19 protein-coding genes are annotated in these 18,155 nt (G+C 64.5%); 3 read left to right on the top strand and 16 right to left on the bottom strand.

The window, feature by feature from the left end:
- Nucleotides 1-16: 16 nt before the first annotated feature.
- From tolB to tolQ, 4 genes are read right to left on the bottom strand one after another with little or no spacing between them, the layout of a single operon-like run.
- Nucleotides 17-1,339, bottom strand: a complete 1,323-nt coding sequence (gene tolB / locus ISM_RS03270; protein ID WP_009812684.1) for a Tol-Pal system beta propeller repeat protein TolB — start codon at nt 1,337-1,339, stop codon at nt 17-19.
- The gene (locus ISM_RS03275) at nt 1,339-2,493 is read right to left on the bottom strand and encodes a hypothetical protein (protein WP_009812685.1); all 1,155 of its coding nucleotides are present in this window, start codon (nt 2,491-2,493) and stop codon (nt 1,339-1,341) included. Before ISM_RS03275 ends, tolB begins: the two co-directional genes overlap by 1 nt.
- Nucleotides 2,493-2,966, bottom strand: coding sequence for a protein TolR (gene tolR / locus ISM_RS03280; RefSeq protein WP_040617812.1), 474 nt, complete (start codon nt 2,964-2,966; stop codon nt 2,493-2,495). The genes ISM_RS03275 and tolR overlap by 1 nt, the downstream gene beginning before the upstream one ends.
- A 3-nt stretch (nt 2,967-2,969) precedes the next feature.
- Entirely contained in the window at nt 2,970-3,632 is a 663-nt protein-coding gene (tolQ, locus tag ISM_RS03285) for a protein TolQ (RefSeq protein WP_246557592.1), read from the bottom strand.
- On the opposite strand from tolQ, the gene ISM_RS18495 reads away from it, so the two are divergent.
- Nucleotides 3,529-3,750, top strand: a complete 222-nt coding sequence (locus ISM_RS18495) for a hypothetical protein (RefSeq protein ID WP_254655712.1) — start codon at nt 3,529-3,531, stop codon at nt 3,748-3,750. The genes tolQ and ISM_RS18495 overlap by 104 nt on opposite strands.
- Before the next feature lie 31 nt (nt 3,751-3,781).
- Here the strand turns inward: ISM_RS18495 and ybgC are convergent, their stop codons facing one another.
- From ybgC to ISM_RS18625, 12 genes are all read right to left on the bottom strand, one after another.
- The gene (ybgC, locus tag ISM_RS03290) at nt 3,782-4,210 is read right to left on the bottom strand and encodes a tol-pal system-associated acyl-CoA thioesterase (RefSeq protein WP_050754100.1); all 429 of its coding nucleotides are present in this window, start codon (nt 4,208-4,210) and stop codon (nt 3,782-3,784) included.
- Nucleotides 4,207-5,256 carry a 5-oxoprolinase subunit C family protein gene (locus tag ISM_RS03295; RefSeq protein ID WP_009812689.1) on the bottom strand — a complete coding sequence of 350 codons (1,050 nt, stop codon included), beginning with the start codon at nt 5,254-5,256 and terminating at the stop codon, nt 4,207-4,209. The genes ybgC and ISM_RS03295 overlap by 4 nt, the downstream gene beginning before the upstream one ends.
- Complete coding sequence (locus tag ISM_RS03300) at nt 5,253-5,942, bottom strand: 5-oxoprolinase subunit B family protein (RefSeq protein WP_009812690.1); 690 nt, start codon at nt 5,940-5,942, stop codon at nt 5,253-5,255. Before ISM_RS03300 ends, ISM_RS03295 begins: the two co-directional genes overlap by 4 nt.
- A gap of 2 nt (nt 5,943-5,944) precedes the next feature.
- A complete protein-coding gene (locus ISM_RS03305) occupies nt 5,945-6,706 on the bottom strand; it encodes a LamB/YcsF family protein (protein WP_009812691.1) in 762 nt (253 codons plus the stop codon).
- Between the two features lie 133 nt (nt 6,707-6,839).
- Entirely contained in the window at nt 6,840-7,493 is a 654-nt protein-coding gene (locus tag ISM_RS03310) for a GntR family transcriptional regulator (protein ID WP_009812692.1), read from the bottom strand.
- A 114-nt stretch (nt 7,494-7,607) separates the two neighbouring features.
- Nucleotides 7,608-9,158 (bottom strand): acetolactate synthase large subunit, encoded by a 1,551-nt coding sequence (locus tag ISM_RS03315; RefSeq protein ID WP_009812693.1) that lies wholly within the window; start codon nt 9,156-9,158, stop codon nt 7,608-7,610.
- Nucleotides 9,159-9,227: 69 nt separating this feature from the next.
- The gene (locus tag ISM_RS03320; RefSeq protein WP_040617814.1) at nt 9,228-10,853 is read right to left on the bottom strand and encodes an ABC transporter ATP-binding protein; all 1,626 of its coding nucleotides are present in this window, start codon (nt 10,851-10,853) and stop codon (nt 9,228-9,230) included.
- A gap of 4 nt (nt 10,854-10,857) precedes the next feature.
- A complete protein-coding gene (locus ISM_RS03325; RefSeq protein ID WP_009812695.1) occupies nt 10,858-11,697 on the bottom strand; it encodes an ABC transporter permease in 840 nt (279 codons plus the stop codon).
- Complete coding sequence (locus ISM_RS03330) at nt 11,694-12,671, bottom strand: ABC transporter permease (protein ID WP_040617815.1); 978 nt, start codon at nt 12,669-12,671, stop codon at nt 11,694-11,696. The genes ISM_RS03325 and ISM_RS03330 overlap by 4 nt, the downstream gene beginning before the upstream one ends.
- 66 nt (nt 12,672-12,737) lie before the next feature.
- Nucleotides 12,738-14,288 (bottom strand): ABC transporter substrate-binding protein, encoded by a 1,551-nt coding sequence (locus ISM_RS03335; protein WP_009812697.1) that lies wholly within the window; start codon nt 14,286-14,288, stop codon nt 12,738-12,740.
- 180 nt (nt 14,289-14,468) lie between these two features.
- Nucleotides 14,469-15,242: a histone deacetylase family protein gene (locus ISM_RS03340; protein WP_338053128.1), complete on the bottom strand. Its 774-nt coding sequence runs from the start codon at nt 15,240-15,242 to the stop codon at nt 14,469-14,471.
- Nucleotides 15,243-15,272: 30 nt separating this feature from the next.
- Entirely contained in the window at nt 15,273-15,506 is a 234-nt protein-coding gene (locus ISM_RS18625) for a hypothetical protein (protein WP_338053129.1), read from the bottom strand.
- Nucleotides 15,507-15,744: 238 nt separating this feature from the next.
- Between ISM_RS18625 and ISM_RS03345 the strand changes: the two genes are divergently transcribed.
- Both ISM_RS03345 and ISM_RS03350 read left to right on the top strand, forming a co-directional pair.
- Nucleotides 15,745-17,109, top strand: coding sequence for an aspartate aminotransferase family protein (locus tag ISM_RS03345; RefSeq protein ID WP_040618275.1), 1,365 nt, complete (start codon nt 15,745-15,747; stop codon nt 17,107-17,109).
- A 126-nt stretch (nt 17,110-17,235) separates the two neighbouring features.
- Entirely contained in the window at nt 17,236-17,982 is a 747-nt protein-coding gene (locus tag ISM_RS03350) for an SDR family NAD(P)-dependent oxidoreductase (RefSeq protein ID WP_009812701.1), read from the top strand.
- Nucleotides 17,983-18,155 lie beyond the last annotated feature (173 nt).

The following is an 18,155-nucleotide window of genomic DNA, read 5'->3' on the forward strand; positions in this document are numbered from 1 at the left end:
TGCAGGTCCCGGCGAATTATTGCAAAGGCGACCAGCTCGGGTCGCTCGCACCGCCCGGTGTCTGGACCTGCCGCAGGTTGCGCCCGGTGATATCAACGGACCACAGCCGCGACTGCCCCTGCGCGCCTTGGGTTTCCCGGGTGAACATGATCACCCGGCCATTCGGCGACCAAGTCGGCCCCTCGTCGAGGAAGGACGCGGTCAAGAGCCGCTCTTCCTCACCATTCACCCGCATGACACCGATATGGAACCGGCCCTTGGATTGCTTGGTAAAGGCGATGTAATCCCCACGCGGCGACCAGACCGGCGTGCCATATTGGCCGGTGCCACCGCTGATCCGCCGGGCTTCGCCGCCCTGAGCGTTCATCACATAGATCTGGTTCGTCCCGCTGCGATCGCTTTCAAAGACGATCTGGCGGCCATCTGGGCTAAAGCTCGGGGCGGTCTCGATCGACGGCGCATTGGTCAGGCGCTGGCTCGCCCCCGTGGCAATGTCCATCGTATAGATGTCGGTGTTGCCACCCTGGATCAGCGAATAGACCACCGTGCGGCCATCCGGGCTAAAGCGCGGCGCAAAGCTCATCGTGCCATCTTGGCTCTCCAAGAGGCGGCGGCTCACGCTTGCCACGTCGAGAACATAGACCCGGGGGAAGCCGCTTTCATAGCTTGTATAGAGCACCCGGTCGCCCGTGGGCGAGAACCGCGGGGCAAGCACGATGGACGAGCTGTCGGTCAGGTATTTCAGGTTCGCACCGTCGTAATCCATGATCGAGAGACGCTTGGCACGGTTATCCTTGGGTCCGGTCTCGGACACGAAAACGACGCGGCTGTCGAAATAGCCGCCCTCCCCGGTGATCCGGCTATAGACCTGATCCGCCACCTTATGCGCGATCCGCCGCCAGCCATCGACCGTGCCGACAAATTGCAACCCGCTGCCGAGCTCTTGCCCCGCAAACACGTCCCAGACGCGGAACTTGGCCGTCACCCGGCCCGTTCCGTCGACGGCCACGGCCCCGGTGACAAGCGCCTGCGCGTTGATCGCTTTCCAATCGGCAAATTGCACCGGGCTCGAAAAGCTGGTGACGCGGCTGATGAACGCGTCTTGGGAAATCTCGCGAAAGAGCCCGGTGCCCGAGAGATCGGCCGCCACGACCCGCGCGATATTGCGCGACAATTCTTCGGCAGCGCCGCTTTCAGGGACGAAATCCGGCACGGCAAAAGGCATCGGTTCGATCACCCCTTCCTTGATCTCGAGCCGCAGGGGACCGTCCTGGGCCTGCAGAGCCGGAGCCTGAAACGCCACCAGACAGGCCAGCGCGAGTGTCATCATGCGATACATCATTTGATCCTCATATTCTCCGGGTTGAAGGTCATCTCGATGGTTTTCCACTGACCGTATTTCTCAATCGGCAAGTTGAACCCACTACTGCCACAGCGAATGATCGCCCGGCGCGCCGCCTCAAAGGCCTGCCCCGCCGCCGCAGCGCTGCCGCCGCTTGATCCGATCATCTTGATTGACCCGTTTATCGGTTTGCTATCTTCGCCCATATCGACCGTCACCACCACCGTGGTGCCGAGCGCCTCGGTGCTGAGAGACCCCACGTTCCAGCAGGACTGCACCGCCACGCGCAGCGCGTCTTTTTCACCGCCCGTCAGGGGCGGCCCGCTCGGCGCGGTGTCGGGCGCAGGCTCACTCGCCTGCCCCAAAGCCGCAGCTAGCGCGTCCTGCACCGCGGAATTATCCGTCTCTGCGGGCTTCGGCGTCGCCGGTTTCGGCGTTTCGGGCTGGGTTTCCGGTTTGGCCTCAGCGGCTTGCGTGGGCCGCTCGGGGCGGGTCTTGGGCCGCATCGACGCGGTGGGGGCGATAGGACCACCGCCCTCTTCGGCCTCGGTCACGATCTCGGTCGCGGCCTCTTCGGGCGCGGTTGCCTCGGCTTCTTCGCGCTGCGTCGTGGCTGTGTCATCTGCCACAACCTCTTCGCGCACGACATCGTCGATGGCCGTTTCCGGCTCGGGCGGGGCGACCTGTTCCGGGGCCACACGGGGGGCCGGACGCGGTTTGGGGCGCAGGGATTTCTCGGGCAGCAGAACCGCCGTGTCCTGCGGCGGGCTCGGCAGGACGGGGGCCGTATCCTCGACCTGCGCCTCGGGGCGCGGCGTCGGGGCGGGCGGCTCCGGCGTCGGGTCCGGGGTGATCGGTTCGGCCGGTGTCGGTGGGGTCTGTGCCGTCTCCGCATCCGTCTGTGACGAAAGCGCCGGTGCCGGCGGCTCGACCGTCTCGGGCGGGGTCGGCTCGGTCACGGAAGACGCCGCATTGGGCGCGCGTTCCACCGCCATCAACGCCTCGAATTCCTCTGTCGAAATCGCCGTCACCTGGGTCACCTCAAACGGGATCGGATCGGTGTTGAACGCACCGCCAAAGAGCAGCCAACCGATCAACACGGTATGCCCTGCCCCTGATATAATCTGACCCGTGTTCATGGCGGTGGCCATCAGTTGCTCGCATTATCCAGTGTCGGACCACCAGCATCCGTCACGAGCCCGATATCGTCGAACCCACCCCGGTTGAGCGCGCCCATGACCTGCACGACATCCGCATAGGGCACAGCCCCATCGGCGCGCAGGAAGACCTTGCTGCCGTCACGCTCTGCCGCGATGGCGCGCAGCTTGCTCACCAGCTCGTCACGGGCCACTTCGGTCGTCTGGATCATCACGACGCCCTCGGCAGTGATGGTAATCGCCAGCGGCTCTTCCTGTTCCCCGGCAAGCGCATTGGCGGCGGTTTTCGGCAACTCGACCGGCACGCCCACCGTCATCAACGGGGCAGCCACCATGAAGATGATCAAGAGCACCAGCATGACGTCGACAAAGGGCGTCACGTTGATCTCGGCCATCGGGCGTGACCGGCCGCGCCCGCGGCGTCGGCGGCCACCACCTCCGGTTTTTTGAACCACACCCGCGCCCATGGCTCAGCTATCCAACTGACGGCTGAGAATGGTCGCGAACTCGTCGGCGAAGGCCTCGTAGCCTGCGACGATCCGGTCCACATCCGCGCTGAGCTTGTTGTAGAAAATCACCGCCGGGATCGCGGCGAGAAGACCGAGCCCGGTCGCAAGAAGCGCCTCGGCGATACCCGGTGCCACGACGGCGAGGTTGGTGTTCTGTTCCTCGGCGATGCCGATAAAGGCGTGCATGATCCCCCAGACGGTGCCGAAGAGACCGACGAAGGGCGCGGTCGAACCGACCGTGGCGAGCACCGACAGCCCGCTCTGCAAATCTTCGCTTTCCTTGACGATGGCCACATCCATCGACCGGTCGATCCGGGCGGTGGCATTGGCGATCATCCCGCCGTCATTGCGGTGGCTGCGGCGCCATTCGGTCATGCCGGCGGCGAACACCCTCTCGGATTGTCCACTGGCCTCGGTGCCGATCTCGTCAAAGAGTTCATCCAGCGGCTCGCCAGACCAGAATCGCTGATCGAAACGTTCGGCCTCGGCCCGGGCCTTGCGATACATGATGAGTTTTTGAATGATGATCGACCATGCCCAAAAGGATGCGATGATCAACATCAGCATGACCAATTTAACAACAATCGTTGCTCGCGCGAAAAGCGCCCACATGGAGAAGTCCATCTCCTGTGCCAACGCCAGAGTTTCTGCTTCCATCTGCCTGCTCTTTTTGTGGTGGCCGTTTTTTATTTGGCCTTGTTTTGCAGGAAATCTAGCGCAGTTTCACGGGGAAAGCCAATAACAAGCGCATCATGCGCGGCAAAATACCGTTCTTAGTGCAGCAGCAGGCGGATATTCGCCGGGAGACGCACGGGTTGGCCAGCGTCACTGATGCAGACGATCGTCACCACGGCCGAGAAAATCAGGTCCTCGCCGCGCATGACTTGTTGCTCCATCATCAGCCGCGCGCCAGAGACGGAGAGGCAGCGGGTGAGGACCTCGAGCTGGTCGTCGAATTTCGCGGCCATGAGGTAATCGGCCTCGACGCGGCGGACGGCGAAGGCGATGCCGTCTTCTTTCATCGCGACCTGATCGACGCCGAGGCCCCGGACCCAGTCGCTGCGGGCGCGTTCGATGAATTTGAGGTAATTGGCGTGGTAAACGATGCCGCCCATGTCGGTGTCTTCATAGTAGACACGGACCGAAAACCGGTGTTCGTCGCCGGGACGGGAGAGGGTAACAGATTGTAATTGCTTGGTCATTTACGTGCGCTGCCTCCGGGTTCTGCCGCGTCATTCGCCTCGGCACTCAGCTCATAGCCGCTGATCAGGTTCTCGCGCATGAGGCGCTGGGCCAAGGTGCCTTTGGGCTCGCCGATCTCGGCCAGATAGGCGTCAAGCGCGGCGGCGTAGGACCGGCTGATCGTCACGGCCTCCTCGGCGCTAACCGGTTGAAAACGCAAGGAATCCCCGGCGCGAAGCTGGGTCAGACGGTCGGTGTCACAGGCCAGAATCGTGGCGATCTTGGGATAGCCGCCGGTGGTCTGGTGATCGGCCAAAAGCACCGTCGCCACCCCGTCGCCCGAGACCTGAACAGAGCCGCGGGTGATCGGCTCGGACGGGATCGAGAGCGCCTCGGAGAGGGTCAATTCCGGCCCCGAAAGCCGCACGCCCATCCGGTCATAGGCGTCGGTGAGGCGAAATTCCTCCTGTCGGTAAGACGACAGTATTGTGTCGGTAAAGCAACGGTCCTGCGGACCCATCACTACGCGCATCGGATCGGCCATGTTTCGCAGCTCTGCCAAGGCGATCTGACCATGCCGATCCTCGCGCAGCTGGGCGTTTTCCACGCGCAGCCGCTGTCCCGTCTGCAACTGCCCGCCGCCGAAGCCAGAGGTCGAGTGAGTCGCCGCATGACCGAGCCAACGCTCGGCCTGCAGATCGCCCGCGAAGGCGAGATAGGCCCAGCTGCCCTGCTTGCCGGGGCGGATGCTGAGCCTTTGCCCGGCCTCGATCTCGAACACCACCCAGCCGCTGAGCTTGGTGCCGCCGATCTCGATATGAAAATCGCCGCCCGCGAGCGCGAGCGAGAGCCGGCCCGACACGCATTCGAGCTGTAGCCCGCCCATCGAGACCTCGATCACCGTGGCGTCCGCCGTCGCCCCCAGCGCGGCGAGCGCGGCGCGGTAGGCGAGCCGATCCATCGGGCCGGAGGCCGGGACGCCAAAACGCATGTGACCGCGCCGCCCGGCGTCCTGAAAGCTCACCAGCGGGCCTGCGAATTGCACCCGGAACTCTGCGTCGCTCATGTCGCATCCTCCCGATAGCTTGCGTCGAATTCGGCGCGGTCGATGCGGCGGAATTTGATCCGGTCGCCCACGTCGAACAGAAAGGGCCGTGCCGGGTCGTTGCAAAGCACCTCGGTCGGCGAGCGGCCGATGATCGACCAGCCGGTCGGCATCTTGAGCGTGGTGACGAGACATTGCGGCCCGGCGATGAGCACCGCGCCACGCGGGATGCCCCGCACCGGGGCGGGTTTGCGCGGGACGCGCAACGCCTCGGGCACGCCGGAGAGATAGGCATAGCCCGGCGCGAAACCATACATGCCGACGCGGTAATCGCCGGAGAGGTGTAGCGCGATGGCCTCTTCCTCGCTGATGCCCCGGGCCTCGGCGACCGCCGCGAGATCGGGGGCGAGATCGGCATCGTAGCAGACCGGCACCTCATGCAGCGTGCCGGCGTTGTCACGCACCTCAGCGCGTTCGGCACAGCCTGTGATCTGCGCCTGCAGCGTCGCGTGATCCGTCACCAGCGGGTCAAACTCGACCAGCAGGTTGACGAAGGCGGGCACGGTTTCCTGCACGCCTTCGATCCCGGCCGCCGAAATCGCCTTGTCCAGCGCGACCACCTGCGCGCTCAGCGCTTCGCTCACCTCGGTGCCGAGCTGCACCATGAGCGCGTGATCGGCCACGGGAAGGAATGTCAGCTCTTGCATGGTCAGCCCGCCGTGAAGGGGGCAAAGGCCACGCCTTCGGCCTCGAGCCGGGCGCGGATCTGCTGGGCCATGGCGACCGCGCTTGGCCCGTCGCCATGCACGCAGATGGATTGCGCCTTGAGCGGGATCGGATCACCATCGACCACCGGCATCAGCCCGGTCTTGAGAAAATCGAGCAGCCGCTCTGCCGCCGCGTCCGCGTCATGGATCATCGCCCCGTCAGAGCCGCGCGGCACCAGCTGACCGTTGCTCTGATAGCCCCGGTCGGCAAATATCTCGGAATAGGTCGCAAGCCCCAGCTCGCGCCCCGCCTCTTCGAGACAGGTGCCAGAGATGGCCAGCAGGGCCAGATCGGGATCAATGGCGTGGACCGTGCGGGCGATGGCAAGCGCCACCTCCTTGTTGCCCGCCGCGAGATTGGCCAGCGCGCCATGGGCCTTGACGTAATGCACCTTGACCGGAACGAGCCGCGCCATCGCTTGCAGCGCACCGATCTGGGCCGCGACCATGCGGCCGATTTCGGCGGGCTGCATCGGGATCACCCGGCGGCCAAAACCTTCGCGGTCGTTATAGCCGGGGTGCGCGCCCACATGGACGCCACGGTCGGCAGCGGTCTTGAGGGTCTGAAACATCGTTTCCGGGTCGCTGGCATGGCCGCCACAGGCGATATTGGCGCTGTTCACCAGTTGCAGCATCGCCGCGTCATTGCCCATCTGCCAGGGGCCGAAACTTTCGCCCAGATCCGAGTTGAGATCGATCTTCATTCTGTCATCCACCATCCGTCACGCGAGCGCGCTGCGCCGCCGCTGGCAGGCACGCGTCTCTCTTGCGCCCAGAGTACGGGCGGGCCACGGTGAAGGCAACGGGGGGCGGGGCTTGGTTTCGCGCTGGGCGCGGTCAGTCGCGGATGTCGTCGATCTTGATCCCGCTGGCCACGATGTCATCGGCAATGGCCTGTCGCGCCGCCGGGCCGTCGCCACGTTTCAGCGCGTCGATCACGGGGTAATGGTGGCGGACGAAATCATCGGCCTCGGCATAGCTCGCCCAGCTGGCGATCAGCGGTGCCATGCGCAGCCAGAGCCGGTCGAGGATTTCGGCGGCGACCTCCATCCCCGACAGCCGGTAGAGATGGCTGTGGAAGGCGCGGTTATGCGACAGGGCGAGATGGGCGTCGCCCTCGGCAAAGGCGGTGAGGATCGTGTCGTTGAGCTCTTCGAGACGGGCGATGTCCTGTGGCGTGGCGCGGGCGGCGGCGGCCTCGGCGGCCATGCCTTCGAGCGTCACCCGCAGGAGCCGGATTTCGGCCAGTTCCGCGCCGCTCAGATGCGGCACGCGGATTTCGCGCGGGCTTGGCATTTCGAGGGCGCGTTCCATCACGAGTTGCAGCAGCGCATCGCGCACCGGCGTGCCGCTCACCGCCATCTGACCGGCGATCTCGCGGATCTTGACCTTGTCCCCGGGGCGGAAATCGCCGTTGAGAATAGCCTGCCGGATCCGGTTATAGACCGTTGTGCCAAGGGTTTCCTTGCTGACCGCCTCGAACTCAGGCATGTCGCTGCCCCTCTGGGTCCGGCTGTGCTCTCATATCGGAATTTCCTATCTAACCCTATAAGCCGTGCGAATATATCCAAGACTTCCCGCGCAGGGAACCGTCAAACCGCGCCCTCACCCGATCCGCGCCTCGATGAGGAAGGGGCCGGGGGTGGCATAGCTCTGCTCGAGGAGCTGCATCAGCGTCTCGGCATCCTCGGCGCGGGCGGCGGGCACGCCAAAGCCCTTGGACAGCGCCAGCCAGTCGATGGCGGGGTTTTGCAGGCTCATCATGTCCTGGGCCAGCGGTCCGGGGGTCGGCACGCCGATATTGGCCATTTCGCCCTTGAGGATCTCATAGCTCTGATTGGCGAGGATCACCGTGGTCACGTCGAGCCCTTCGCGGGCCTGGCTCCAGAGCGCCTGCAAGGTGAAGAGCCCGCTGCCATCGGCCTGCACCGAGACGACGCGCCGATCGCGGGCGCCCATCGCCGCCCCGAGCGCCAGCGGCAGCCCGTTGCCAATCGCGCCGCCGGTGATCTGCACCCAGCTGTGCGGCGGGCCATGGGTCGTGGCGGGCATGACCTCGCGGCCCTGGGTCAGCCCTTCGTCGCAGATGATGGCGTGCTCTGGCAGGGTGGCGGCAATGGCGGCGGCGAGGCTGGTGGGGGTGATCGCGCCGCTGGGGCGAGCGGTTTCGATGCGTTCGGTCACGCGGTAGGCTGTGGCCCCGGTGCCGAGCCGGTCGGCCAGCGCCTCGAGCCCGGCAACGGCATCCATGCCGGCCTCGCTGAAGCGGTGGAGGGTGCAGCCTTCGGGCACCACGCTGCCGGGCGTGTCGGGATAGGCGAAGAACGAGGCGGGCTCGTCCGTGCCGACCAGCAGGATATGTTTGATATGGCCGATGCGGGCGCGGGCGAGGCCGGGATCATAGGGGATGCGGGCGATGTCGACGCGGCCTGCGCCACGGTCGTAGCGGGGGCCGTTCACCGGCGCGAGATATTCGACATGGGCGAGGCTTGCGAGACGGCCCAGCGCGCGGGTGCCGGCCTCGCTCAGCGCCGGGCCGGTGGCGAAGATCAGCACCGGCTCGCCACGTTCGATGATGGCGGCGGCCTCGGCGATGACCTCGTCGGCCACGGGGTCGAGACCGGGGACCTGCGGCGCGGAACTGAGCGGTGCGGGACCGGGGCCCCAGGCGAGATCGGTGGGCAGGACCAGCGTCGCGATGCCGCCCTTGGGGCCGGAGGACGCCGCGATGGCCTCGGACACGTCGCGGGCGATATCCTCGGGGCGGTCGATCTTGCGCACCCAATCCGAGAAGGGCCGCGCAATGTTCACCACATCGGAGGTCAGCGGCGTGTTGAAGCGCACATGGTCGCGCGCGTGATCGCCCACGATGTTGAGCATCGGCGTGCGCGCCCGTTTGGCATTGTGGAGATTGGCCAGACCATTGGCGAGCCCCGGCCCGCAATGCAGAAGCGTCAGCGCCGGTTTGCCCGCCATCCGGGCATAGCCATCGGCGGCGCCGGTCACCACGCCTTCGAACAGGCAGAGCGAACAGTCGATGCCGCCGACCCGGTCGAGGGCTGCGAGAAAATGCATCTCGGAGGTGCCGGGATTGGCGAAACATCGGTCGATCCCCGCCGCCGTCAAAGATTTCACAATGGATTCAGCGCCGTTCATCGCAATCGCCTTTTCAAATCAAATATCGTGAGACCCGGCGGGGCGGCCCGCCGGGCAATCCTGTGGCGCTCAGCCCGTGGCGCGGGTGCGGCGCAGCGGGCTGTCGTCCTTCCAGCCCGGCACCGCCGCCAGAAGCGAGCGGGTATAATCATGGCTTGGCGCGGCAAAGACTTCGGCGGTGCTGCCCGCCTCGACCACGCCACCCTGATGCATGACGAGGATACGGTCGCAGACCTGCGCCGCGACGCAGAGGTCATGGGTGATGAAGATGATCGACAGGTTGAACATCTCGCGCAGCTTCTGAAAGAGGTCGAGCACCTGCGCCTGAACCGACACGTCGAGCGCCGAGACCGCCTCATCCGCGATGAGGATTTCCGGGCGCATCATCAGGGCGCGGGCGATGCCGATCCGCTGCCGCTGGCCGCCGGAAAACTCATGCGGGTAGCGGTCGAGGCTCGAGGCATCGAGCCCAACGGTTTCGAGCAATTCGCGCGCATAGGCGAGCGCCTCTTGCTTGTCCTGACCCTGTGCCACCGCGCCTTCGGTGAGGATCGTGGCGATCTTGCTGCGCGGGTTGAGCGAGGCATAGGGGTCTTGAAACACCATCTGGACGCGGTTGCGCTGGGCCCGCAGCTCGCGCGAGGCGAGCGCGCCCCAGTCGAGCTCGCCAAGGCGAATTTCGCCTGCGTTGGGCTCCATCAGCCGGGCGATGCAGCGGCCGGTGGTCGATTTGCCCGAGCCGCTTTCGCCGACGATGCCGAGGGTTTCGCCACGTTTGAGATCAAAGCTCACCTTGTCGATGGCGCGGACCTCGCGTTTCGGGGTGAAAAAGCCGCCGCTGGTGACAAAGGTTTTCTCCAGCCCGGTGACCGAGACAGTCACCTTGTCGGCGCTCAGATCGCGGGGCGCGGGCGGGATGAGCGAGGGCACCGCGTTGATCAGACGACGGGTGTAGTCGGTCTGAGGCGCGCCGATGACATCGGCGGTGGCCCCCTGCTCGACGATCTCGCCTTGCCGCATGACGATCACCCGGTCGGCGATCTCGGCCACGACGCCGATGTCATGGGTGATGAAGAGCACCGCCATGCCGTGTCTGTCCTGCAGGTTGCGCACCAGTTTGAGGATCTGCGCCTGGGTCGTGACATCGAGCGCGGTGGTCGGTTCATCGGCGATCAGGAGCTTGGGCTCGAGCGCCAACGCCATGGCGATCATCACCCGCTGCCGCTGGCCGCCCGAGAGCTGAAACGGATAGGCGCGCAGGATCTTGGGCGGGTCGGGAAGCCCCACCTCTTCGACGAGTTTGAGCGCCTTGGCCTCGCGCTCTTCCTTGCTGAAGGCGCCATGGGCCTCGAAGACCTCGGCGATCTGATCCTTGATCCGCATCAACGGGTTGAGCGCGGTCATCGGTTCCTGGAAGATCATCGCGACCTCGGAGCCGCGCATCTGACGCTTTTCCGCATCCGAGAGCTTGAGCAGATCGCGCCCGCCCATTTCGATGGTGCCGGACACCGGGGTGAGCCCCGGCGGCAGCAGGTTCATGATCGTATTGGCGGTGACGGATTTACCCGAGCCGCTTTCGCCGACGATGCAGAGCACCTCGCCCGCCGCCACGTCAAACGTGATGCCGGTCATGGCATGGGGCCGGTCGGCCCCTTCGGGCAGGGCGACGCTCAGGTCTTTGACAGAAATCACCATGGTCTCACCGTCCTTTCCGCGCCAGACGCGGGTTGAGCGCATCATTGAGCCCTTCGCCGATCAGGTTCAGCGCCAGCACGGTGAAGAGGATGGCAAGCCCCGGAAAGACGCAGATCCACCATGCCTGCCGCAGCACGGTGCGCCCGGCGCCGATCATATAGCCCCAGCTCATCACATTGGGATCGCCGAGCCCGAGGAAGGACAGCGCGCTCTCGAGCAGGATGGCGCTCGCCACCATGAGCGAGGCCAGTACGATGATTGGCGAGATGGCGTTGGGCAGGATCTGGCGAAAGATGATGTTCATCGGCGACAGGCCCGACAGGATCGCCGCCTGAACATATTCCCGCGATCGCAGCGACAGGAATTCGCCGCGCACCAGACGCGCCACCGGTGGCCAGCTCACGATGGAGATGGCAAGGACGATGCCGCTCAGCGAGGGTTGCAGGATGGCGACGATGACGATGGCCAGCGCAAAGCTCGGGATGGTTTGAAAGAACTCGGTGAAACGCATCAGGATGTCGTCCCAGATGCCGCCGAAATAACCGGCGAGCGCCCCGATCGGCAAGCCGATCAGCAGCGCCACCAGCGTCGAGACCAGCCCGACGATGAGCGACACCCGCGCCCCATGCGCCAGCCCGGCGCCAATGTCGCGGCCGAGCACGTCGGTGCCAAAATAGAACCCGTCGAGCGCCATTGGCGGTTGAAACGGGCGCTGCACCATGGTCCAGGGCGATTGCGGATAGATGAACGGGGCGATGACCGCGACGATCACCACGATCGACAGCAGGATGAGACCGGCCACCGCGCCCTTGTTGCGGAGGAAGTTTTTCATAAACGCGTTCATGTGTTCAGCTCGATACGGGGATCGACCAGCAGGTAGATAAGGTCGGTGATCAGGTTGAAGAGGAGGACCATCGCCGAAGAGATCAGAAAGACCCCGAGCAGCACATTATAGTCGCGCTGCAACAGCGCATCGAACATCAGCCGCCCGATGCCGGGCCAGGCAAAGACCGTTTCGGTCAGCACCGCGCCGCCGACGATCTGTCCGGCCTGAAGCCCGGCGAGGGTCACCACCGGCAGGATCGCGTTGCGCAGGATATGGCGGCGGGCGATGCGCCCTTCCGACAGGCCCTTGGCGCGGGCGGTCTTGACGAAATCCTCGGCCGCGGTTTCGAGGAAGGAGGCGCGGGTCATGCGGGCATAGATGGCGGTGAAGAAGAGCCCCAGCGTGGTCGCGGGCAGCACCAGATGATGCGCCACGTCGAGCCAGTAGCGAAAGCCCGTCAGCTCGCTGCCGATGCTTTCCATCCCGTAGGACGGGAACCAGCCGAGCTGTACCGAGAAGAGAAGGATTGCCATGAGCGCCACCCAAAAGAGCGGCGTGGCATAGAGCAGGAGCGCCGCCACGGTGATCGCGGTATCGGCCCATTTGCCGACGCGAACCGCCGCCATGACGCCTGCGACCACGCCCAGCACGATCGACAGCACAAAGGCCGCGCCGGTGAGCAAGAGCGTCGCGGGAAGCCGGTCCATGATGAGATCCCAAACCGGCGCGTCCTGCCGGTAGGAATAGCCCATGTCGAGCTGCAGCAGCCCGGAGATGTATTTCCAAAGCTGGATATGGAAGGGCTGATCGAGGCCGAATTTTTCGCGCAATTGCTGCAGGAAAAGTTCGTCAGAGGCCCCCGCCTCGCCCGCCATGACCGCCGCCGGATCGCCCGGGGCCGCGTGAATGAGACAGAAGTTGAGGATGACGATGGCGAAGAGGATGACCGCCGCCTTCGCAAGCCTCATGAGAATATATCGCAGCGTTTGCATGGGTCCGCCTGTGTTGGGGTGGCCCGGACGGATGTCGCCCGGGCCTTTGGTCAGTTACCGAAGGGCTCAGCGGTCGAGCCAGGCGTCCTTGAACCCGTCATTCACGCCGATGGCGGTGGTCACGAGATCCTTGACGTCGCAGCGGTAGATCGTCGGGAAGGACAGTTCGAGCAGCCAGGCCGCGGCCACGTCTTCGACGATCTGGGCCTGGGCCTTGGTGTAGAGCTCTTGGCGCTCGGCCGCGCTGGCCTTGAGGGCCGCATCGGCAAAGAGCTGATCCACCTCGGCATTCTCATAGCCCGAGACGTTGTTCCACGGGCTGCCCTTGGCGATGTTGGAAGAGATATAGCTCCGCCCCACGCCGAGCGCCGGATCGCCATATTGGTAGAGATAGGTGAAGCCGAGATCGAAATCCCAATCCGAGAGCTTCTGGTTCCAGCCCGCCACATCGGTGGCGACGATCTCGGTCTTGACGCCGACCGCGTCGAGGTTCTGCTTGACCGCTTCGGCCCAGCGGTTCCAGGTCTCGCCATAGGGCAAGGGCAGGATGCGCACCGGGGTGCCGTCATAGCCGACCTCGTCCAGAAGCGCCTTGGCCTTTTCGGGATCGAACTCGTATTTGGCGACATCCGTGTCGTAGAAACGGGTCTTGGACGACACCGGGCTATGGGCCACTTCGGCATAGCCGTTCCAGATCACGTCTTTCATGAACTCGCGGTTCATCGCATACATGAGCGCCTGACGGAATTTCGGCTTGGCGGTCCAGCCTTCGCGGTTGTTCACCCACATGAAGGAATGCGGCGCGAAGAATTCCCAGCCCTCGGTGGTGGTGCAGACATTGTCCATACCGGCGAGGCGCGGCACGTCGAAATTCTCGACCGAGCCGCCGGGCAGCACGTCAATCTGGCCGGTTTCAAAGGCCACGGCGCGGGCCGCGGCATCGGGGATCACCTGCCAGTAAATCTCGTCGAGATAGGGCAGACCGTCGATGTAGTAATCCTCGTTCTTCACGAGATGGATATAGCTGCCCTTCTTCCATTCCTCAAACTTGAACGGGCCGGTGCCGATGGGCGTGGCATTGGCCGGGTTGTCCTTGAAGCTGGTGCCTTCATAGATGTGCTTGGGCACGATCGGCATGGTGCCCGCCTCGAACATGCCGAGGAAGGGGCCGAAGGGGTTTTTCAGCTGGAACACAACGGTTTCGGCATCGGGGGCGGTGATGCTCTCGACATGTTCGAGACCGACGCGGAACCGCGCATGGGTTTCACGCAGAAAGACATCGGCGGAGAACACCACGTCATCGGCCGAGAAATCTTCGCCATCATGCCATTTCACGCCGCTGTGCAGCTTGAACGTATAGGTGAGCCCGTCGTCCGAGACGGTCCATTCCTTGGCGAGCGACGGCTGCGGATTGAGATCCTTGTCGTAGCGCAGCAGGCTTTCATAGATGTTGCCCGCGACGTTCTGGGTCGGGCCGTTCTGGATCAGACCGAGCATCAGCCCCGGCGGTTCCGGCTGGACGACGACATTGATCCGGCCGCCCGATTTGGGCTCGGCCATTGCGGCTGTCGCCACCATGGCGGCGCCGATCAGGCCGGAAAGAAGTGCTTTCTTCATGGGTGTTTTCTCCTGTTGGTTCCCCGGTGTTTCCCGGTTTTTAACTTTGTGGCGAGCGGCCAGTTGGACCCTCTCTGCCAAGGCTGGCAAAGCCGGGATGGCGCCCCTGCGCACAGCGTAGCCCCCTTGATGCAACATGCAACACGATTCCTTGGACGGGTCCGTGAACGGGCATCCGCGTCATGCTAAGACGCCTGAAGAACAGGCACCTCCAAGGAAAGATGCGAGGTTTTCACTCAGTATCTCAGAGACATAACCGCCCTCTTGGCAATAGACCGTGGGCAGGCCGAGCGCGGCAATCGCCGCGCCGATGCGGAAAAATCCGCCCGTTGTGACCGAGGCGCCAGCATAGGGATCGGCCTCTGACGCATCGAGCCCGGTGGCCACGACGAGCGCCGTGGGCGCATAGAGCGCAATCCGATCCAAGGCCGCATCGAGGCTGCGCAGATAGAGATCATCGCCGGTCGCGGGCGGCAGCGGCAGGTTGAGATTATAGCCCTCCCCCACGCCCGCGCCGCGTTCGCAGGCGTGGCCCCAATGGAACGGGTAGAACTCGGCCGGGTCGCGGTGGATCGACACGGTGAGCACATCGGCGCGGTCGTAGAAAATCCCCTGGGTCCCGTTGCCATGGTGGATGTCGATATCGAGGATCGCCACCCGCGCATGGCGCGCCCGCAAGGCCTGCGCCGCGACGGCGGAATTGTTGAGAAAACACGAGCCGCCCGCCATATCGCCATAGGCGTGATGCCCCGGCGGCCGACAGAGCGCATAGGCGTGCGGCGCGCCCTGCATCACGATCTCGGCGGCGGTCAGCGCCGATTGCGCGGACCTGTAAGCCGCCGCAAAGCTGCGCGGCCCGATGGGACAGTTGGTGTCGCTCATATGCCAGCCGGTCTGGCCGACGACGCTTGTCGGATAGGTTGCGGCATAGTGGTTGGGGTGAATATTGGGCACCACTTCGGGACCGGGATCGCCGGGAAGCGCCTACCAGCGGTCATAGGCCGAGGTGAAATACTGCAGATATTCCGGCGAATGGACCGCCGCGATCGGCCCCATGCCGAAATCCTGTGGCATCTCGACCGGAAGCCCGAGCTGGGCCAGCCCGGCGAGCAGATGCTCTACCCGGTCCGGCGAATCCTTGCTGCGCTCGACCCGGCCTTTGACGAGGAAAAACGATGGGTCATGCCCGGCCTGATCCGGATGGTAAATTGCCCGCAAATCCTTGGCTTTCCTGTTGAAACATTCATCCCCTGCCGCGGCAGCGCCCGGCCATTCCCGGGCAGGCTGCACGATCCGTTAACCCAATGCAATAAATTTGTTGTGTGTTATATCTTATCGGCTAAGGTCGCTATGTCACTGCGGGTCATCGACTCGGCGCGATCAAATGTCATTTCAAGAAAGCCCTTGTTTTACAGCGTCGGGGATGACGCAGGACAAGGCTCAGGGAGGCCAAAACATGTCCGTCAACCCAAACTCTATCGAGGCGCGCGACGTCGCCTATCACATGCACAGCTATACCAACGCCCGCGCCCATCAGGAGAATGGCCCGGTGGTCATCGACCGTGGCGAGGGGGCCTATGTGTTCGACAGTACGGGCAAGAAGTATTTCGAGGCCATGTCGGGCCTGTGGAGCGCGGGGCTCGGCTTTGGCGAAGAGCGGCTGGTCAAGGCGGCGAGCAACCAGATGGCCAAGCTGCCCTATTACCACAATTTCAATTCCAAATCGCACGGGCCGGCGATTGATCTGGCGGAAAAGCTGATCAGCATCGCGCCGGTGCCGATGAGCAAGGTGTTCTACACCAACTCCGGATCGGAGGCGAATGACACGGTGATGAAGCTCATCTGGTATCGCTCGAACGCCATGGGCACGCCGGAGAAGAAGAAGATCATCAGCCGTCAGCGCGGCTATCACGGGGTGACCATCGCCTCGGCGAGCCTCACCGGTCTGCCCAACAATCACCGGTCGTTCGACCTGCCGATTGCCAATGTGCTGCACACCGGCAGCCCGCATCACTATCGCGACGCGCAGGACGGCGAGACGGAAGAGGCCTTTGCCAGCCGCCGTGCCGAGGAGCTCGAACAGATGATCCTCGCCGAGGGGCCAGAGACGATCGCCGCCTTCATCGGCGAGCCGGTGATGGGCGCTGGCGGGGTGATCGTGCCGCCCGCGACCTATTGGGAAAAGATCCAGGCGGTGCTGCGCAAATATGACATCCTGTTGATCGCCGATGAGGTGATCTGTGGCTTTGGCCGCACCGGGCAGATGTTCGGCAGCCAGACCTTCGGGATCGAGCCCGATATCCTCGTCATGTCGAAGCAGATCACCTCGACCTATTTCCCGCTCTCGGCCTTCATGATGAATGAGCGTGTGTTCGAACCCATCGCGGATGAGACGAACAAGATCGGCGTGCTGGGCCATGGGTTTACCGGTGGCGGCCATCCTGTCGGCGCGGCGATTGCGCTCGAAACCCTTGCCATCATCGAAGAGCGCGACCTCGTGGCGCGGGCGCAGGAGATGGGCGCGCATATGCAGTCGAGGCTGCGCGGGCTCTCCGATCATCCGCTGGTCGGTGAAGTGCGGGGCGTCGGCATGATCGCGGCGGTCGAGCTGGTCCTCGACAAGGCGGCCAAAACCGGCGGCGAGACCCCCGGTGCGCTTGGGGTGCAGGCCAATCGGCGGCTCGAGGCCAAGGGCGTGATCTCGCGCAACATGATGGATGCGATGGCGTTTTGCCCGCCGCTCATCTCGGCGCAGGCGGATCTCGATTTCATGGTCGACGCGCTCGCGGAGACGCTCGACGAGATGCAGGCAGCGATGTGACGCGACGGGGGCGCGCGCCATGGCGGCGCCCCCTCCCCCGGTCAATTCCTGCGGGCCATTCCCCCTTGCCCGGCAGGCGCGCAGGGCATAGGTCAGGTGCAACGGGGCCCAACAGGACATCTGGACATGACGGCGCAAGCGGACAGACCCATCGTCGCGGTGACCGGCGCGAGCCGGGGCATCGGACATGCCATGGTGAAGGATTTCCATCAGGCGGGCTGGGAGGTGTTTACCCTCGCCCGGACGCCGTTTTCCAAGGTCTGCCCTTGGGCCGAGGGCATCGTCAAACATATCGAGGTGGATCTGTCCGATCCGAGCTCGATCCTGGCCAGCTGTGAGGATCTCAAATCGCGGCTGGGGGACCGGGGGCTCAATGCGCTGGTCAACAATGCCGGGATTTCGCCCAAGGATGACGCGGGCGGCAGGCTCTCGGCGATGGAGACATCGCTGGCGACCTTTCAGCAGGTGCAGATGGTGAACCTTCTGGCGCCGATGGTGCTGAGCCAGCAGCTCTTGCCATCCTTGCGCCGGGCGCGCGGGGCGATCGTCAATGTGACCTCGATTGCCGGCACGCAGATCCACCCCTATGCCGGTGCGGCCTATGCCATTTCCAAGGCCGGGCTGTCGGCGCTGACCCGCGAGCTGGCCTATGAGCTGGCCGAAAGTGGCGTGCGGGTGAATGCGGTGTCGCCGGGCGAGATTGCCACCTCGATCCTGTCGCCGGGGACCGATGAGCTGGTCGAGCGGCATGTGCCGATGAAGCGGCTCGGCGACCCCAAGGAAGTGGCTGAGGTCGTGACCTTCCTGTGCAGCGCCAAGTCCTCCTATGTGAACGGCGCGGAAATCCCGATCAACGGCGGTCAGCACCTCTGAGCGCCCCTGATTCTCTGGCGAATTGCCGCGGTCTGCCCTCACTGCGGAGGGAGAAAACGCGCGGCTGTCGTGAGATCATCATCGCCAAATAAGCGGTTGTGAAGATGCGCAAATCGCCCCCAGACATCGGGGCGCAGAGCGGGTCGCACCTGTGTTGCGCCCGCCAACCTACT

Source organism: Roseovarius nubinhibens ISM, from assembly GCF_000152625.1.
GTDB lineage: Bacteria > Pseudomonadota > Alphaproteobacteria > Rhodobacterales > Rhodobacteraceae > Roseovarius > Roseovarius nubinhibens.

Coding starts and splice junctions, on each gene's coding strand:
- tolB (WP_009812684.1), bottom strand. CDS start 1,339: ATGTATCGCATGATGACACTCGCGCTGGCCTGTCTGGTGGCGTTTCAG.
- ISM_RS03275 (WP_009812685.1), bottom strand. CDS start 2,493: ATGGCCACCGCCATGAACACGGGTCAGATTATATCAGGGGCAGGGCAT.
- tolR (WP_040617812.1), bottom strand. CDS start 2,966: ATGGGCGCGGGTGTGGTTCAAAAAACCGGAGGTGGTGGCCGCCGACGC.
- ISM_RS18495 (WP_254655712.1), top strand. CDS start 3,529: ATGATGATCGACCATGCCCAAAAGGATGCGATGATCAACATCAGCATG.
- tolQ (WP_246557592.1), bottom strand. CDS start 3,632: ATGGACTTCTCCATGTGGGCGCTTTTCGCGCGAGCAACGATTGTTGTT.
- ybgC (WP_050754100.1), bottom strand. CDS start 4,210: ATGACCAAGCAATTACAATCTGTTACCCTCTCCCGTCCCGGCGACGAA.
- ISM_RS03295 (WP_009812689.1), bottom strand. CDS start 5,256: ATGAGCGACGCAGAGTTCCGGGTGCAATTCGCAGGCCCGCTGGTGAGC.
- ISM_RS03300 (WP_009812690.1), bottom strand. CDS start 5,942: ATGCAAGAGCTGACATTCCTTCCCGTGGCCGATCACGCGCTCATGGTG.
- ISM_RS03305 (WP_009812691.1), bottom strand. CDS start 6,706: ATGAAGATCGATCTCAACTCGGATCTGGGCGAAAGTTTCGGCCCCTGG.
- ISM_RS03310 (WP_009812692.1), bottom strand. CDS start 7,493: ATGCCTGAGTTCGAGGCGGTCAGCAAGGAAACCCTTGGCACAACGGTC.
- ISM_RS03315 (WP_009812693.1), bottom strand. CDS start 9,158: ATGAACGGCGCTGAATCCATTGTGAAATCTTTGACGGCGGCGGGGATC.
- ISM_RS03320 (WP_040617814.1), bottom strand. CDS start 10,853: ATGGTGATTTCTGTCAAAGACCTGAGCGTCGCCCTGCCCGAAGGGGCC.
- ISM_RS03325 (WP_009812695.1), bottom strand. CDS start 11,697: ATGAACGCGTTTATGAAAAACTTCCTCCGCAACAAGGGCGCGGTGGCC.
- ISM_RS03330 (WP_040617815.1), bottom strand. CDS start 12,671: ATGCAAACGCTGCGATATATTCTCATGAGGCTTGCGAAGGCGGCGGTC.
- ISM_RS03335 (WP_009812697.1), bottom strand. CDS start 14,288: ATGAAGAAAGCACTTCTTTCCGGCCTGATCGGCGCCGCCATGGTGGCG.
- ISM_RS03345 (WP_040618275.1), top strand. CDS start 15,745: ATGTCCGTCAACCCAAACTCTATCGAGGCGCGCGACGTCGCCTATCAC.
- ISM_RS03350 (WP_009812701.1), top strand. CDS start 17,236: ATGACGGCGCAAGCGGACAGACCCATCGTCGCGGTGACCGGCGCGAGC.